16 protein-coding genes are annotated in these 15,287 nt (G+C 63.1%); 2 read left to right on the top strand and 14 right to left on the bottom strand.

Annotated features, from left to right (window positions below):
• Positions 1-146: 146 nt before the first annotated feature.
• Together ABI213_RS06140 and ABI213_RS06135 are read right to left on the bottom strand one after the other, a co-directional pair.
• Positions 147-521, bottom strand: a complete 375-nt coding sequence (locus ABI213_RS06140) for a hypothetical protein (protein WP_348007607.1) — start codon at positions 519-521, stop codon at positions 147-149.
• A 124-nt stretch (positions 522-645) separates the two neighbouring features.
• Positions 646-1,347, bottom strand: coding sequence for a Bax inhibitor-1 family protein (locus ABI213_RS06135; protein WP_348007608.1), 702 nt, complete (start codon positions 1,345-1,347; stop codon positions 646-648).
• A gap of 210 nt (positions 1,348-1,557) precedes the next feature.
• Between ABI213_RS06135 and ABI213_RS06130 the strand changes: the two genes are divergently transcribed.
• Positions 1,558-1,965, top strand: a complete 408-nt coding sequence (locus ABI213_RS06130; RefSeq protein ID WP_348007609.1) for a heme-binding protein — start codon at positions 1,558-1,560, stop codon at positions 1,963-1,965.
• Positions 1,966-2,007: 42 nt separating this feature from the next.
• Here the strand turns inward: ABI213_RS06130 and ABI213_RS06125 are convergent, their stop codons facing one another.
• The gene (locus ABI213_RS06125; protein ID WP_348007610.1) at positions 2,008-2,952 is read right to left on the bottom strand and encodes a LysR substrate-binding domain-containing protein; all 945 of its coding nucleotides are present in this window, start codon (positions 2,950-2,952) and stop codon (positions 2,008-2,010) included.
• 109 nt (positions 2,953-3,061) lie between these two features.
• Here ABI213_RS06125 and betC point away from each other — a divergent pair, with 109 nt between their 5' ends.
• On the top strand, positions 3,062-4,594 hold the full coding sequence (gene betC, locus ABI213_RS06120) for a choline-sulfatase (protein WP_348007611.1): 1,533 nt from the start codon (positions 3,062-3,064) through the stop codon (positions 4,592-4,594).
• 139 nt (positions 4,595-4,733) lie between these two features.
• On the opposite strand, the gene ABI213_RS06115 is transcribed toward betC, so the two are convergent.
• From ABI213_RS06115 to ABI213_RS06065, 11 genes are all read right to left on the bottom strand, one after another.
• A complete protein-coding gene (locus ABI213_RS06115; protein WP_348007612.1) occupies positions 4,734-4,958 on the bottom strand; it encodes a hemin uptake protein HemP in 225 nt (74 codons plus the stop codon).
• A gap of 105 nt (positions 4,959-5,063) precedes the next feature.
• Complete coding sequence (locus ABI213_RS06110; protein ID WP_348007613.1) at positions 5,064-5,477, bottom strand: biopolymer transporter ExbD; 414 nt, start codon at positions 5,475-5,477, stop codon at positions 5,064-5,066.
• A gap of 3 nt (positions 5,478-5,480) precedes the next feature.
• Positions 5,481-6,197 carry a MotA/TolQ/ExbB proton channel family protein gene (locus tag ABI213_RS06105; RefSeq protein WP_348007614.1) on the bottom strand — a complete coding sequence of 239 codons (717 nt, stop codon included), beginning with the start codon at positions 6,195-6,197 and terminating at the stop codon, positions 5,481-5,483.
• Positions 6,198-6,218: 21 nt separating this feature from the next.
• Positions 6,219-6,908: a TonB family protein gene (locus tag ABI213_RS06100; RefSeq protein ID WP_348007615.1), complete on the bottom strand. Its 690-nt coding sequence runs from the start codon at positions 6,906-6,908 to the stop codon at positions 6,219-6,221.
• Positions 6,909-7,028: 120 nt separating this feature from the next.
• Positions 7,029-7,274 (bottom strand): (2Fe-2S)-binding protein, encoded by a 246-nt coding sequence (locus ABI213_RS06095; RefSeq protein WP_348007616.1) that lies wholly within the window; start codon positions 7,272-7,274, stop codon positions 7,029-7,031.
• Positions 7,275-7,315: 41 nt separating this feature from the next.
• Positions 7,316-8,470, bottom strand: a complete 1,155-nt coding sequence (locus ABI213_RS06090) for an alpha-hydroxy acid oxidase (protein ID WP_348007617.1) — start codon at positions 8,468-8,470, stop codon at positions 7,316-7,318.
• Entirely contained in the window at positions 8,467-9,150 is a 684-nt protein-coding gene (locus tag ABI213_RS06085) for a Fe2+-dependent dioxygenase (protein ID WP_348007618.1), read from the bottom strand. Before ABI213_RS06085 ends, ABI213_RS06090 begins: the two co-directional genes overlap by 4 nt.
• A gap of 79 nt (positions 9,151-9,229) precedes the next feature.
• Positions 9,230-11,515, bottom strand: a complete 2,286-nt coding sequence (locus ABI213_RS06080; RefSeq protein WP_348007619.1) for a TonB-dependent siderophore receptor — start codon at positions 11,513-11,515, stop codon at positions 9,230-9,232.
• Positions 11,516-11,906: 391 nt separating this feature from the next.
• On the bottom strand, positions 11,907-12,935 hold the full coding sequence (locus ABI213_RS06075) for an iron ABC transporter substrate-binding protein (protein WP_348007620.1): 1,029 nt from the start codon (positions 12,933-12,935) through the stop codon (positions 11,907-11,909).
• 232 nt (positions 12,936-13,167) lie between these two features.
• Positions 13,168-14,283 (bottom strand): DUF1513 domain-containing protein, encoded by a 1,116-nt coding sequence (locus ABI213_RS06070; protein WP_348026413.1) that lies wholly within the window; start codon positions 14,281-14,283, stop codon positions 13,168-13,170.
• On the bottom strand, positions 14,273-15,280 hold the full coding sequence (locus ABI213_RS06065; RefSeq protein WP_348007622.1) for an imelysin family protein: 1,008 nt from the start codon (positions 15,278-15,280) through the stop codon (positions 14,273-14,275). The genes ABI213_RS06070 and ABI213_RS06065 overlap by 11 nt, the downstream gene beginning before the upstream one ends.
• Positions 15,281-15,287: the final 7 nt, after the last annotated feature.

Below are 15,287 nucleotides of genomic sequence, written 5' to 3'. Positions count from 1 at the left end.
TGCAACCCGGCCACGCTGGCGCGCGATGCCGACGTGCTGGTGCACCAGGCGGGATACCGCTGTGTCTCGGCTGGGATGGTGAATATGTTCCCGCACACCGCCCACGTGGAAAGCATGGCGGTGTTCGAGCTGGAAGCTTAAGAACCCTAAGACGCTTTGGCTTTGCCGCTGCGGGGTTCTTTGGCCTTGGGGGCGGCTTCTTCTTTGGTGGTGGCGACGGCTTCTTCGGCCGGGGCCTCGCCTTCCACAGGCACTTTGACGACCGAGGCCACGCCTTCGATCTTGTTCTCGCGCATGTAGGTATCCATTTCCTTCCAGCCTTCAAACACCGCGGCCTTGGAGGCTTTGGGATTCAAGGTGTAGCAGTCTTCGATGCCGCGCAGAGCGTGGCGGCAGGCACCGCCCGTGGCTTTGGCATCGGCCTCGCGTGCCAACACCTTGGGGTCGGGGTAGACACCCGGGATCTCGCAGCCTGCCAGCAGCAGGACGGCGCAAGAGACGAGGAGGTGGCGGGTGGACATGGGGCGGTTCAAAAGCAGCGGTATCCAGATTATCGGCTTCTGGCTTCTAACATTGAACCTTAGTTTGGTAGCCGCCAAAGAAAAAGGCCCCGAAGGGCCTTTGGCAAGGGTACTGACCGGGCGGTCAGTCGCGTTCGCCACCCATGATGCCCAACAAGGCCAGCAGGCTCTGGAAGATGTTGAACAGGTCCAGGTACAGCGCCAAGGTGGCGGTGATGTAGTTGGTTTCGCCGCCGTCGATGATCTGCTTTAGGTCGTACAGCATGTAGGCACTGAAAATGCCGATGGCCGCTACCGAGATGGCCATCATGCCCGCAGTGGAGCCTACAAAAATGTTGACCACGCTGCCGACCAGCAGCACCAGTACGCCCACAAACAGCCATTTGCCCATGCCCGAGATGTCGCGTTTGATGACGGTGGCCACGCTGGCCATCACCAAGAACACGCCTGCCGTGCCCGCAAAGGCGGTCATGATCAAGTCAGGCCCGTTCTTGAAACCCAGCACCTGGGAAATCATGCGTGACAGCATCAGGCCCATGAAGAAGGTAAAGCCCAGCAGCACCGGCACCCCGGCGGCCGAGTTCTTGGTCTTTTCAATCGCGTACATGAAGCCGAACGCGCCGCCCATGAACACCACCAGCCCCAAGCCGCCGTGCAGCGCTTGCGTGATGCCGGTGGCCACGCCAATCCAAGCGCCCAGCACCGTGGGCACCAGGCTCAGGGCCAGCAGCCAGTAGGTGTTGCGCATCACGCGGTTGCGCTGCTCTTGCAAAGCGACGGGGTTGGCGCCGAAGCCAAAACCTGCGCTGGTGTAACGGTCGTTCATAGGAGTTGTCCTTCAAAGTCTGCAAAGCAGATGGGGAAATTCTAGGACGATTCAAGGGCAAAGCAGAAATATTGCCGCCGGGACGACCTATTTTTCATGGGGGTACTGGACAGACCCAGGCCAAAACCGGCGGATTTTCATGCTGCACTGCCGCAAAAAATGCATGCTGCCGTTATGCTTCTGGCCTTCACCATCCATTAGGAAACTGCCTTGAAAACCAAATCTGTCCTCGAATCTGCCGACGTGAAAACCATTGCCGCTGCAGCCGAAGCCGAAGCGCTGAAGAACCAGTGGGCGGTGGCCATCGCCATTGTCGATGACGGCGGCCACCTGTTGCACTTTCAGCGCCTGGATGGTGCGGCGGCGTTGACCTCGCATATTGCGCCCGCCAAGGCCCACACGGCTGCGCTGGCCCGCAAGGAAACCAAGGTGTATGAGGACATCATCAACGGTGGCCGCACCGCTTTCCTGACCGCTCCCTTTGTGGAAGGCCTGCTCGAAGGCGGCGTGCCGATCATGAAAGACGGTTTTTGCATCGGTGCCGTGGGTGTCAGCGGCGTGAAGTCGCCCGAAGACGCGCAAATCGCCAAGGCCGGTATTGCCGCCATCGGCTTGTAATTACTCTTATTTTGATAGCTGCCAGCGCAGGTGCTACCTGCGCTAGAGGCCTTTTTTATCTAAAAATGGACTGTGCAGCAAAGCGCTTGCGCATTCGCCCACGATCCACTGCCTGAAGCGCTGTACCGACTCGGGCGTGCGCTGCGCGGTGGGTTGCACCAGAAAGTAGCCGTGGGCCGTGGTAGCGGGCTGGGCAAAGGCGGCGACCAGCTGGCCGTTGCGCACCAGGTCGTCCACCAGCGGGGTCCAGCCCAGCGCCAGGCCTTGCCCGGCAATCGCGGCCTGGATCACCAGCGGGTAGTTGTTCAGCGTCAGGTCGTGGCTCTCGCCGGTGGTGGCCACGCCGTGCAGTGCAAACCAGTTTTCCCAGCCCAGCCAGCGCAGCGGCTCGGCACTTTCCAGATGCAGCAGGGGTAGCTTGGCCAGATCGGCAGCCTGCCCCGTCAGGCCGTGTGCGGCCCAAAAACCGGGGCTGCACACCGGCACCACGATTTCCGGAAACAGCGGCACCGCCGTGCAGCCCGGCCACGGGCCCGCACCAAAGGCAATCGCGATGTCTACCGGCTCGCCACGGATGTCGAAGGGGTCCTGGGTGGTGACGATGCGCACGTCCAGGTTGGGCAGCAGCGCCCGCAGCGCGGCCAGCCGAGGCATCAGCCAGTAGGCGGCGAAACCGAAGTCGGTGGCCACCGTCAGCACCTGGCGGGCGCGGCGGCTGCGGATCTGGGCGGCGGCCTCGCCAATGCTGCCCAGGCTGTCGCGCACGGCGTTGAACAACTGCAGCCCGTCGGCGGTGAGCGACACGCCCCGGTGCCCGCGTTTGAACAGCGGCACGCCCAAGTCTTCTTCCAGCAGGCCAATGCGCTGGCTCACGGCGGGCTGGCTGGTGCCCAGCTCCAGCGCGGCGGCGGTAAAGCTCAGGTGGCGCACGGCGGCCTCAAAAAAGACCAGGCTTTGCAGGGGCGGGAGGCGGCGCGGTGTTGCCATAAGCAATGTTAATGGATGTATAAGAAATGAAAGTCTTCACGTGCAGATACCACCTGCGTAGACTGCATTTTTTGCATAAACCCCCATTATGTTTGGAGTGAAAGATCGTATGGCACAACCGAATATCTTGATACTGATGGCCGACCAGCTCACGCCCTCGGCGCTGGCCGCCTACGGCAACACCGTCAGCAAAACCCCGCACATCGACGCGCTGGCTGCCAGCGGCGTGGTGTTTGAATCGGCATACACCAACAGCCCGCTGTGCGCGCCGTCGCGTTATGTGTTCATGGCGGGCAAGTTGCCCTCGGCGATTGGCGCGTATGACAACGCCGCCGAGCTGCCCAGCGAGGTGCTCACCTTCGGCCACTACCTGCGCCACGCGGGCTACCGCACCATTTTGTCGGGCAAGATGCATTTTTGCGGGGCCGACCAGTTGCACGGCTTTGAAGAGCGCCTCACCACCGACATCTACCCCGCCGACTTCGGCTGGACCCCCGACTGGGACCAGCCCGAGCTGCGCCCCAGCTGGTACCACAACATGGGTTCGGTCACCGACGCAGGCACCTGCATCCGCAGCAACCAGCTCGATTTCGACGAAGAAGTGGTGTTTTTGGCGCAGCAAAAGCTGTTTGACATCGTGCGCGACGACGACGCGCGGCCCTTTTGCATGGTGGTGTCGATGACGCACCCGCACGACCCATACGCCATTCCGCAGCAGTACTGGGACTTGTACCGCGATGAAGACATCGACATGCCGCGCGTGGCCCCGATCGACCCGGCGCAGATGGACCCGCATTCAAAACGTCTGCGCCACGTCAGCGACATGGACAATGCACCCATCAGCGCCCAGCAGACCCGCAACGCCCGCCACGCCTACTACGGCGCGGTGTCGTACGTGGATGAGCAGATCGGCAAAATCCGCCGCACGCTGGAACAGACCGGCCAGGCCGACAACACCATCGTCATCCTGCTGTCGGACCACGGCGACATGCTGGGCGAGCGCGGGCTTTGGTACAAGATGAACTTTTTTGAAAATGCCTGCCGCGTGCCGCTGATCGTCCACGCGCCAAAGCGTTTCCAAGCGCACCGGGTGGCGGCATCGGTGTCGCTGGTGGACATCTTGCCCACTTTGGTGGACATGGCGTTTGACGGTGTCGCCCCGGCCGCCCCCGAGGCACTGGATGGGCGCAGCGTCTGGCCGCACCTTGTCGGCACCGGCGGGCACGACGAGGTGGTGGGCGAGTATTTGGGCGAGGGGGCCGTGGCCCCGCTGGTCATGCTGCGGCGTGGGGTGCACAAGTTCGTGCATTCACCCGGCGACCCGGACCAGTTGTTTGACCTGCAGGCGGACCCGAATGAGCTGAAGAATCTGGCCACCGACCCGGCCAGTGCAGACCTGCTGCAGTCCTTTCGGGCCGAGGTGGCTGCGCGCTGGAACCTGCCGCAATTGCGTACCGAAGTGGTGGCCAGCCAGCGCCGCCGCCGCTTCCACTACGCGGCACAAAACCGGGGCGTGCCGCAGTACTGGGACCACCAGCCGTTCCAGGCGGCCAGCCAGCGCTACATGCGCAACCACATCGATCTGGACACGCTGGAAGCGCGGGCCCGGTATCCGGTAGTGCACCCGGCGTTAAAGCCTTGAGCTGGGTTTGAATAGGGGGAGGGGTGTGGGAAAAAAAGCATGGCTAGTCGGCAAAGGACTGATGCCCCTTGCCGTTGGCTAGCAAAAACGATCCTCTCAGACTTCTTGGTGAAGTCTGCGGATCGCCCCACGATGAAACTTATTTCGTCAAGATCAGTTTGCCCAGCTTGGTGTTTTGCAGGCGGTAAATGGCGCCGTTGTGCAGGATCTCTACGGCCTTTTGGCCTTTGAGCAGGTCCCGGCTTTCCACTGCGGAGGCCAGCTTGGGTGCGGCTTTGCCCATGTCCATACCTTGGAGCACGCCATTGGCGTTCTCGCCCGAGGTGGGGTTGAACTGGGGGCGGGCTGAGAGGGTTGCGTACATGGTGAATTCCTTGGTGAAGGGTATGTGCAAGATTTTTCGATTGGTTAATGATAACCATTCTCAATTAAATCGCAACACCTTTCGTGAAGTTTTCTACAAAAAAGCTTAATTTGCCTTCGGCTCGGTGATGAAGCCGATCTTCTTCACGCCTGCCTGCTGCGCCGCTGCCATCACCTGGGCCACGCGCTCGTAGCGCACGTCCTTGTCGCCGCGGATGTGCAGTTCGGGCTGCGGTTCTTTGGCGGCCTCGGCTTGCAGCATGGGCACCAGATCGGCATCGGCCACCTGGTTTTCGTTCCACCAGTAGGCACCCTGGGCATCCACGCTCAGGCGGATGGTTTCGGGCTTCACGTCCTGCACCTGGTTGGTGGCGCGCGGCAGGTCGATGTTGACGGCGTGCTTCATCACCGGGATGGTGATGATGAAGATGATCAACAGCACCAACATCACGTCCACCAGGGGCGTCATGTTGATCTCGTTCATCACCTCATCGGGTTCGTCTTGGGTTCCGAAAGCCATGGCTTAGCTCCCTTTTTTCATGGGCACGACATTCGCTGCGCTGCCGGTGGCCACGCGGGCCCCGGTGACAAAGTAGGCGTGCAGGTCGTGGGCAAAACTATTGAGCTTGATCAGGATGGATTTGTTGCCGCGCACCAGGGCGTTGTAGCCCAGCACGGCCGGAATCGCCACGGCCAGGCCCAGGGCCGTCATGATCAGCGCCTCGCCAATCGGACCGGCCACTTTGTCGATGGTCGATTGGCCGGACAGGCCAATGCTCAGCAGCGCGTGGTAAATACCCCAAACCGTGCCAAACAGGCCGATAAAGGGAGCCGTGGAGCCCACCGATGCCAGGATGGCCAGGCCGGATTGCAGCTTGGCGGTGAACTCGTCCATGCTGTTGCGCAGGCAGCGCGTCACCCAGTCGCTCACGTCCAGGCTGTCGTGCAGATGGGCCTTGGTGTTGCGGTGGTGGGCGGTGGCTTCGCGGCCTTCCAGGGCCAATTGCTGGAACGGGTTGGTCGGGTCATCGCCCAGCTTTTTCAGGCCGGTGGCGAAGTCTTCGCTGTGCCAGAAATCGGCCGCGCTACCCGCCAGTTTTTTGAACTTCAAGACATCCAGCGCTTTGATGATGATGACGATCCACGAGGCCAGCGACATGGCCAGCAGAATGATGGCCACGGTTTTGGTGACAAAGTCGCCTTGCGTCCAGACGTTGGCGATACCGAATTGCGATTCCATTAAAAACTCCAAAAGTAAAAATTATTCGAGAACATAGTTAACCGGGGCCTCGTACCACATGGGTTGGGGCACACCGTTGACCTTGCCCGCCACAAAGCGGCATTTCAGGATGTATTCCAGCGCCGACCGGTCCAGCCGGTCATAGCCGCTGCTGCGCTTCAACTCGGCTTTGTCGGGGATGCCGTCGATACCAATAAACACCCGCACCAGCACCTTGCCCTGTTCGCCCAGGCGTTTGCTCATGGCCGGGTAGGTGGGTTTGGGATTGTTCAGGTAGTCGGCATCGCTGGACGGCAGCACGATGCGCGGGGGCGCAGGTGGTGCTGCGGGCGGCGCGGCAGGTGCCACCGCTACGGGTTCGGCGATAGGGGGCGCGGGGGGCTGTGGTGTGGTCACGCCGGTGGGTGCGTTGGGTGTCGGCGTGGGGTCGGCAATCGCCATCGGCCGGGGCGCGGGCGGTGGCGTCGGGGCCTTGGTTTTAACCACTTGCTGCTTTACCGGAGCGGGCGGCGCGGGGGGCGGTGGTTTGGGCTTGGGCGGCTCCACCATCTCGGCCAGCATTTCCACTGGGACGATGATTTCGATGGCCTGGCGCACCAGTCCGCTTTGCAGCGCCCACAGCGCAGCGCCGTGGAACACCAGCACGCTGCCCACGATGAGGGCATTGCGGCTAAAGCGGGGCGCGGGAGAGGGAGACAAGGTGCTATTCATACGGCATGCGAAAAATGGGGCCACGGCCAAGCATCGCCATTTATGTCAACGGACGCACGGCGCAAGGGCGCAACTAAATTTATTTACGAAAGATCCACCAGGCCGAGCCCAGCACAAAGATCAGGCTGCCGCAGAGGGAGGAGAAGAGTTCCATGCCCGGCTTTCCAAAATGCTGCTGGCGAGCTGGATGGCGGCAACGGGGTGCGACGCATTGCACTGCGCCACGATGTCGCGCGCACAGCCTTCGCAGCGGCCGCACTGGGTGGCCACACCGAGTTCGAGCTGGATGTCGTCAAACCCGAAACCGGCACGCGCGTGGCGGGCAATTTCGCGGTCAGAAACCCGTTGGCAAACACAAACAATCATGGCGGCGAGCACATTGGCTGGCGGTTGAGAAGATGTCGCAATTATAAATACGAATCCGTCGCATTTGCAATGCCTATCGTTGATTTCCCTTCCAACAACAGGGCGGCGCTGGCCTGGTCCAGGGTTTTGCAGCCGCACAAGGCCATGGCGATCTCCAGTTCGTCGCGCAGCAGGCGCAGCACATGGGCCACGCCCACCGCACCGGCGTTGGCCAGGCCGTACACGTAAGGTCGCCCGATCAGCACGGCGCTGGCCCCCAGGGCCATTGCTTTGAGCACGTCGGTGCCGCGCCGAATGCCGCCGTCCACCAGCACCGGCAGCGCGCCCACCGCGTCCTTGATGCGCGGCAGCACGGCGGCGGTGGCGGGCGTGGTGTCCAGCGTGCGTCCGCCGTGGTTGGAGACGATGATGCCGGCCAGCCCCAGCGCCGCGGCCTGGCGCGCGTCGGCCGGGTGCAAGATGCCTTTGAGCAGCACCGGCAGCCGGGTGTGGGCTTGCAACCAGGCCACGTCGTCCCAGGTGGGGGCGTGGGCCAGCAGGCCGTCGAACAAGGCGCTTTGGCCGGGCTGCAGCGCCACGTTGGGTGCCGGTGCCAGCCCGGCCAGGTGCACAGCCGACACGCCCGGAGGCAGCTTGAAACCTGCCCGGCGCTCGCGGTCGCGGGCACCGTGGGTGGGGGCATCCACCGTCAACACCAGGGCTTCAAACCCGGCCTGTTCGGCGCGCCGCACCAGTTCCAGGGTGACCGCCCGGTCGTACTGTAGATAAAGTTGGAAGTAAAAAGGGCCTCTGGCGCAATCATTACCTGCGGCGGCAGCTACTTTTTCCATAGCAAAACTGCTTTGCGTGCTGAGCACCATGCCTGCGCCCAGCGCCGCTGCGGCATAGGCGCTGGCCAGTTCGCCGTCCGGGTGGGCCATGCGCTGGAAAGCCACCGGGGCCAGCAGAATCGGGTGCGCCAGGGTGCGGCCCAACAACTTAACGCGGGTGTGGCCACCGGCCAGTGGCTGCAGCACGCGGGGGTAGAGCTGCAACCCATCCCAGGCGCAGCGGTTGGCGCGCACGGTGATTTCATCGCCCGCGCCGCCGCTGAAATAGGCCCAGGCATTCGCGTCCAGCACCGTCTGCGCGTGGCGGGCGTGGTCTTCCAGCGTGACGACACCGGGGGGAATGGTTTCGACCGACGGGGCGGTCATGTGTCAGCCCACATGCGTAGGAGGTTGTGGTACGTGCCGGTCAATGCCGTGGTCTCGGGGCCTTCGCCGTGCTGCTGGCGCAGGCTGAGCAGGGCCATGTCCAGGTCAAACAGCAATTGGCGCTGCTCCTGGCTGCGCACCATGCTCTCGATCCAGAAGAAGCAGGCCAGCCGGGTGCCGCGTGTGACGGGCGTGACCTGGTGCACGCTGGTACCTGCGTACAGCACTAGGCTGCCAGCGGCCAGCTTGACGCGCTGGGGCCCCGCGGTGTCCTGGATGACCAGCTCGCCGCCGTCGTAGCTATCGGGTTCGCTCAAAAACAAGGTGCCGGAGATATCGGTGCGCACGCGCTGCCCGGTGTCGGGGGCGAAGCGCACAGCGTTGTCCACGTGCGCGCCGTAGAAGTTGCTGGCACCGCTGTAGCGGTTGACGCGCGGGGTGAACACGCGCTTGGGCAGGGCGGCGGAGAAGAAGGTGGGGTTGCGGTCCAGCCCGCGCAGTAGCATCGCGCGGATCTGGCTGGCGGCATCGCAGTCGTGCGGCAGCTGTTCGTTGTTTTTAACCGCCTGCGCCTGGCTGCCCGCGCTGGCACGGCCATCGGCCCAAGGGGCGTTGGCCAGCAGGCTTTGGGCGTGCAGAACTTCTTCGGGGCTCAGGATCTTGGGAATGTGCAGCAGCATGGCGGTATTGGAACGTAAAAAACCGCCCTCACCATCACGGTCAGGGCGGCTTGTGGTGATCAAGACAAAAGCAGCCAGCTTAGAACTTGTACTTGGCCGTGACCTGCATGGTGCGGCCTGCACCGGGCACGTAGAAGGAGGTGTACAGCGCATCGCCGTAGAGCTTGTTGGTCACATTGTTGACATTGCCCTTGATGGTGAATTTGTCTTCAATCACCGTGTACTCGGCCATCAGGTCGGCTGTCACGTAGCCTGGCGAGAAGAAGCCCGGGTTGCGGTTAGGTTGCTGCTTGCCCTTGAAGTTCAAACCACCGCCTACGCGGATTTGCGGTGTGATCTGGTAAGTGGTCCACACCGTGCCGCTGTACTTGGGGGTTAGCGACGGACGTTGGCCCTGGCCTTCCGCACCTTGCGCGCCGATGTCGATGCGGGCGACCGGAATCCACGAATAGGAGCCGAAAACCTCCCATTGCGGTGTCAGGCGACCCGTGAAGTCCAGGTCCAGACCTTGGGCATGGCGCTTGCCCGACAGAATCGCGATGGGGATCAGCGGATCGGTGTTGCGCTCATGCAGCTTGGTCGATTGGAACAGGGCCAGGCGGGTGGTGAAACGTTTGTCCGCCGAGTCGATGCGGGCACCCAACTCCAGGTTTTGGCTTTCTTCGGGTGGGGTTTCTGCGTTCGTGGCACCCAGCGAGTAGGCATCGCCGGAGGTGTTGAACGAGGTGGCGTAGGCAAAGTGGAACGACATCAGATCGTTCGGCTGGAACAACACGCCTGCGCGTTTGCTGATCTTGGCAATGTTCATGCTGTAGTTGCCAGTCTGGACACCCGTACTCGCTGTATAGGCGTTGTAGTCGGCCTGCATGTGGTCAAAGCGCAGGCCACCCAGCAGCTTCCACATGGGGGCCAACTGCACCAAATCCTGGGCGTAGATGCCATAGCCGTTGGAGGTGTAGTTGTTGCTCATGCCGAAAAGGCGGGAGCCTTCAGGGATGGAGGCTCCGTCGTCAGGGGTTCCTATCGTGGTGTTGGGACGGCTCAGGCCCGCGGCTGTCGCTTGCGCGGTGGTCTGCGTTGTGCCATAGACCGTGCGCTCTTCGTGGGCGAAGTCGAGGCCGGTCAGCAATTCATGTTTGTAGCCCAGTGCCTCGAACTTGCTGCTCAGGTCAGACTGGCCATACAGGGTGTCCAGGTCTTGCACCTTGTTCTGTGCGGCACGTGTCAGAACCGTATTGGGGCCGAAGTTGTCGAGCCCCACCGCTTGGCCGTTGGGTTGGGCCGCAGCGCCGGCAAAGTTCCACAGGGTTGCGCGCTGGTCACGGGTGTAGCGGCCCTTGCGGACCACGGTTTTCAGTTCGGTGTCGCCAGAGAAGCGGTGCACGTGGCTCAGTGTGCCGTAGGTGGCGCGGCCATGGTTGTAGTCGCTGTCCATGCCGTAGTAGGCATCTGGATCGAGGTTGGGGTTGAGTTGCGAGGTGCTGGTGGGCGAGGCCGACGTGGGCTTGATCCAGCGGATGCCGTAGTTGATGCCGTTGTTGTTTTCCAGCTGGTAGAAGCCGACCGAGAATTCGTCCACTTCACCGATGCCGAAGCGGTAGGCGGCGGCAATGCCGGTTTTGTCGATGCTGCTGCCGGCCCCGTTGTTGTCGGCCTTGTTGACCATGGCGTTGATGCGCAGGGCCGAGCTTTCGCCGGTCTTGATGTTGAAGTCGCCCGTGGCACGGCGGTACGCATGGTTGCCCAGGGTCACATCGACTTCGTTCTGGTTGATCAGCAGCGGTTGCTTGTTGACCTGGTTGACCGCGCCGCCGGTGGAGCCGCGGCCGAACAGCAGGGCGGCGGAGCCGCGCAGGATTTCCAGCCGGTCGTCGTTGAAGGTATCGCGCTCGTAGAAGGCCGGGTCGCGGATACCGTCCACAAACACGTCGCCCGAGCCCTGCAGGCTGAAGCCGCGCAGCTTGATGTCTTCTTCGCCACCCTCGGCCGCCTGGAACGAAATGCCGCCGGTATTGCGCAGCACGTCTTTCATGGTGTCGAAATTACGGTCGGTGATCAGCTTTTCGGTCAGAACGGTGATCGACTGCGGAATGTTGCGCAGTTCCTGGTTGCCCTTGCCGATGGTGGTGCGTTCCACCTTGATCGAGTCTTTACCTTGGGGAGCTTCCGCCTTTTCTCTCACCGTCACCGGTGCCAAGGTCTTGGCATCGGTAGGAGCGGTTTGCGCCATGGCACCCATAGAGCCGGCCAGCATCATCGCGCCGATGGGCAAGACCGCATACGGTGCTGCAGTTTTTATAGCTAATTGCGCAGGTTGTATATGCGCTAGCGTGCTTTTTTGTTTGAAGGTTTTGCGTCGAGACATGGAGATTCGCCTAAGAGGATTTGCGGGTGACGACTGGCTAATGCGCAGACCCTGAGGGGTCTCAATGGCTTGGCTGGCTGGGGTGAGAAATACCGCACGATTGTAAATTAATGCGAATCATTCTTGTTGCGATGTGGCATAAATCCCCATGGCAAACCCAAAAATCTTCAAATCAAACACATTTTGTTGCACGTACGCGACGGTGCTTGCTGCACGGCGTGCGGGCCCCCACCGGTGCCGCCCGGTGCCAGCCCGTGGGTGGGCGGCACTGCGTGGGGGCGGTAGGCTGAAATGGAGAAGGAAACAGGCCGATGGCGCTTATTCCTGGTGCGCAAGCAGCTCTATTTTGAATAGCAAGCCGCTGCGCGATGCGATGCGATGCGGGGAGGGCTTACAGCAGCCCGGCTTTCAGCATCAGTTCGGTGGTCTTGGAGGTGTTGAGTTTGGACATGTCCACCTTGGGGGCTTGCAGCTCGGGCAGCGGCAGCAGATTGCGGTTGGACTGCGCACCCACGCCGACCGCGTATTCAAACGAGCTGCCGGTGCGCAAAATGTCTTGCCCGGCCTTACCCGTTAGCCATTTCATAAATACCTGGGCTTGGGGCTGGCGCTTGCTGGAGGCCAAAATGCCGCCACCGGATACGCTGAGGAACGCGCCAGGGTCTTGGTTGCGGAAGTACAGCGTGCCGAGTTTTTCGGTGTTGGCGCCGCCCTTGGCCATGTCGCCCAGGTAGTAGTAGTGGTAGATGATGGCGGTGTCGACTTCGCCGTCGTTTGCGGCCTTCATGGCGGCGCTGTTGCTGCGGTAGGTGACCACGTTGGTTTTCAAGCCGGTGAGCCAGGCCGCCGTAGCGGCTTCGCCCTTGAGCTGCAACACGGCGCTGACGATGGCCTGGAAGTCAGGCCCCGCAGGCGCAGCGGCTACGCGGCCTTTCCACGCCGGGTCGGCCAGGTCCATCAAAGACTTGGGCAACTGGTCTTTGGACGGAAACTTGAGCTTGCGGTAGACCAGCAACGTGCTGCGGGCGGCAATGCCGGTCCAGCGGCCATGGTCCGGGCGAAACTCGGCCGGCACTTGCGCCAGGGTGGCCGGGTCCAGCGGGGTGAACAGCTTGGCGTTATCCACCAAGGCCATGGCGGGGGAGTTTTCGGTGAGGAAAATGTCGGCGGGCGAATTAGCACCCTCTTGCACGATCTGGTTGCCCAGCTCGGCATCGCCGCCATTGCGCACCACCACCTTGATGCCGGTGTCGCTGGTGAAGGCATCGACCCAGGCCTGGGTCAGCGTGACGTGCTGGGCGTTGTAGATGACCAGCGTATGGCTGTCGGCCGAACTTTGGGCGTGGGCTGCCAGGGTTACCGCCCCCAGGCCGAGCGCCAGAACCAAGGAGCGTCGCAGAGCGTTGAATTGAAATTGCATGGGCTAAAAGTCCTAAAAGAAATGCCGGAATAGCGGTGGTCGTGCACACTCGCTTAGATGATGGTAACGAGAATTATTTGTATTTGAATTATAGGTGTGTGCTGATAGCGGCACCCCATACCGTGCGCTGCACCCGACCGTGGTAGGCCGTTTTGCCAAAATTTCTTAAGGAAAAAGTGGCTCTAGCGCAGGAAGTAACTGCGCAAGCAGCTATGTTTTTAATAGTATGGGATCAGGCCAGCCATTTGCCGTGGTTGTCCCAGTGCACGCTGGCGAGCTGCTGGTCCACGCGGTGGGTGGCCACCTCACCGCGCACGCCACCCTGCGCACCGCTGGCCAGCCAGTCCGGGCCCAGGCTCGCCAGAGCGCCGGCTCCGGGCAGGGGGAGCTGGCGCGGGTCACCCCCCTGGGCCGACCACCAGGCCAGTTGCCCGGCGTGGGTGGCGCTGACCACAAAGCGGTCGTCATTGGGGCTATTGCGGCCCGGCACAAAGGCCACGTCGCCGCCGTAGCCGCCCAGGGCCAAGTTCTCCGGCAGGGCGATGGTGCGCAGGCCTTGGGTGTCCAGCAGCGCCAGCAGCGGGGCATTGCGGCGGGCAGCGGCATCGCTGTGTTCGGCCTGCATGGCGATGGCCACGGTGCCGTTGGGCGCGCGGGCCAGGTGGCGCAGGCTCAAAAACGGGTCGCTGGCGCGCCAGGCCTGGCGCTGCGCGCCGGTGGCGGCATCCAGCAGGGCGATGGACGAGTCCATCTGCTGCAGGTTCAGCTTGGTGCGGCCGGTTTCGGGCAGATTCAGCAAGCCGCCATTGGCCACCAGCAACGTGCCGTCGGGCTCGACCAGCACCATGTGCGGGTCCAGGCCGCCACTGGAGAATTCGCGGATTTTTTCCAGGCTCACCGGGTCGCGCACGGCGATGAAACCGGCCCCGGTGTCGGTGCTGGTCTCGGTGGTGTACAGGGCGCTGCCGTCCAGCGCGTAGCAGGCGTGGCCGCAGAGCACGCGGTCGTCTTCGATGTCATGCCAGAGCACGGCGCGGGCGCTGCGGGTGTCAAAGCGCAGCAGGGTTTCGCCGGGGCGGCGGGCTACGGCCAGCGCCTGGCCGGGGTGGCCCAGCGCGGGGTGGAGCATTTGTACCTCGTGGGCGCGTTTGGGCAGGGCCACGCCACGCGGTGCGCTGCCGGGCTGCCAGACACCGGCCCAGGCCTGGTCGTCGATGACCCAGGAGGTCAGCAGGCCGGGGGTGTGGGCGGCGGTGGTGGCAAAGCTGGGCAGGGCGATGCTGGTGGCGGCCAGGGCCAGCCAGTCGCGGCGGCGTAGATGCTTTGGTAGAAAGGCATCAATCACCATCAGACTCCGAGAAACCCACCATGGTTTTCAGCTCGGGTGCGATTTTGTCTTCGAGCAGCTTCTTGGCCTGGGCCAGAGCCTGCATGGCGGCGCTGACACTGGCGGCGCGGGCCGGGTCGGCTGCCAGCATGCGGGTGTGCAGCAAGGCCACGACCGTCTCCAACTGGTTTGAGAGGGCAAGCTGGTTTTCACCGGCCAGGTAGCCGTTCAGGCTGCCTTGCTCCTGGCTGCGGCCGGTGCCGACCAGAAAGTTTTGCATGCTGGCCCCACTGGCCTGCCACGCGGCCCGGGTGCTGCCGCTGGTGGCGCGCGGCCAGTCGCTGGCGCGGCCACTGCGGGCGGGTTTGCCCATCTTCTTCCAGCGCAGTTGCTCCAGACCACCCACGGCCTGGCTGAACCATTCGTTGAAGGCGGTGAGTGCGGTGTCGGGGGTCCAGGCGCGGGCGGCCAGGGCTTGGAAGTCGGCCAACACGGCCTGGGCCTCCAGCGCACAGCCTTGGGCCAGCGCGGCGGCGTAGGTGCGTTGGGCGGCATCGGGCGTGGCTTGCCACAGCAGGAATTCGAGGGCGGGCAGGCCTTTGGCGGGGGCTCCCAGGTCATCCAGTGCGGCGGCGGTCAGCGGCGGATTCGCCACGGCGGCGTTCACCATCACCGGGCGGGTAGGCCAAAAGTCGATGCTGCGGGCGCTGCGCCGCTCCAGGAGTGGGCCGACGGACACGGCACTCAGCCGTTCCCAGTCGAGCATGGCTGCACGCCATGCAGGGCGGGCGGTAGCTGGGCTGCAGCCCGCCGCCAGCGTGTCGCGCAGGGTGGCGCTGGACTGGGCAAAGGCCTGCGCGGCGGGCACAAAGTGCAGCCGCAGGGCGTTGCGTACCCAGTCGGACTGGGTGATGGCCGGGCTGGCGATGCGGGGTGGCAGAGGGGCCGCTCCGGCGGCACCGCACAGTGCACCCAGGCCCAAGGCAAGGCACTGTCGGCGGTCAATCAAGAGTGGCACAGCAGGC

The organism is Rhodoferax sp. (genome assembly GCF_039922535.1).
In the GTDB taxonomy this organism is placed as follows: domain Bacteria; phylum Pseudomonadota; class Gammaproteobacteria; order Burkholderiales; family Burkholderiaceae_C; genus Rhodoferax_B.
The sequence above is the reverse complement of the archived record's forward strand: the minus strand, read 5'-3'. Positions and strand labels throughout refer to the sequence as shown.

Coding starts and splice junctions, on each gene's coding strand:
- ABI213_RS06140 (WP_348007607.1), bottom strand. CDS start 521: ATGTCCACCCGCCACCTCCTCGTCTCTTGCGCCGTCCTGCTGCTGGCA.
- ABI213_RS06135 (WP_348007608.1), bottom strand. CDS start 1,347: ATGAACGACCGTTACACCAGCGCAGGTTTTGGCTTCGGCGCCAACCCC.
- ABI213_RS06125 (WP_348007610.1), bottom strand. CDS start 2,952: ATGGCAACACCGCGCCGCCTCCCGCCCCTGCAAAGCCTGGTCTTTTTT.
- betC (WP_348007611.1), top strand. CDS start 3,062: ATGGCACAACCGAATATCTTGATACTGATGGCCGACCAGCTCACGCCC.
- ABI213_RS06115 (WP_348007612.1), bottom strand. CDS start 4,958: ATGTACGCAACCCTCTCAGCCCGCCCCCAGTTCAACCCCACCTCGGGC.
- ABI213_RS06110 (WP_348007613.1), bottom strand. CDS start 5,477: ATGGCTTTCGGAACCCAAGACGAACCCGATGAGGTGATGAACGAGATC.
- ABI213_RS06105 (WP_348007614.1), bottom strand. CDS start 6,197: ATGGAATCGCAATTCGGTATCGCCAACGTCTGGACGCAAGGCGACTTT.
- ABI213_RS06100 (WP_348007615.1), bottom strand. CDS start 6,908: ATGAATAGCACCTTGTCTCCCTCTCCCGCGCCCCGCTTTAGCCGCAAT.
- ABI213_RS06095 (WP_348007616.1), bottom strand. CDS start 7,274: ATGATTGTTTGTGTTTGCCAACGGGTTTCTGACCGCGAAATTGCCCGC.
- ABI213_RS06090 (WP_348007617.1), bottom strand. CDS start 8,470: ATGACCGCCCCGTCGGTCGAAACCATTCCCCCCGGTGTCGTCACGCTG.
- ABI213_RS06085 (WP_348007618.1), bottom strand. CDS start 9,150: ATGCTGCTGCACATTCCCAAGATCCTGAGCCCCGAAGAAGTTCTGCAC.
- ABI213_RS06080 (WP_348007619.1), bottom strand. CDS start 11,515: ATGTCTCGACGCAAAACCTTCAAACAAAAAAGCACGCTAGCGCATATA.
- ABI213_RS06075 (WP_348007620.1), bottom strand. CDS start 12,935: ATGCAATTTCAATTCAACGCTCTGCGACGCTCCTTGGTTCTGGCGCTC.
- ABI213_RS06070 (WP_348026413.1), bottom strand. CDS start 14,283: ATGGTGATTGATGCCTTTCTACCAAAGCATCTACGCCGCCGCGACTGG.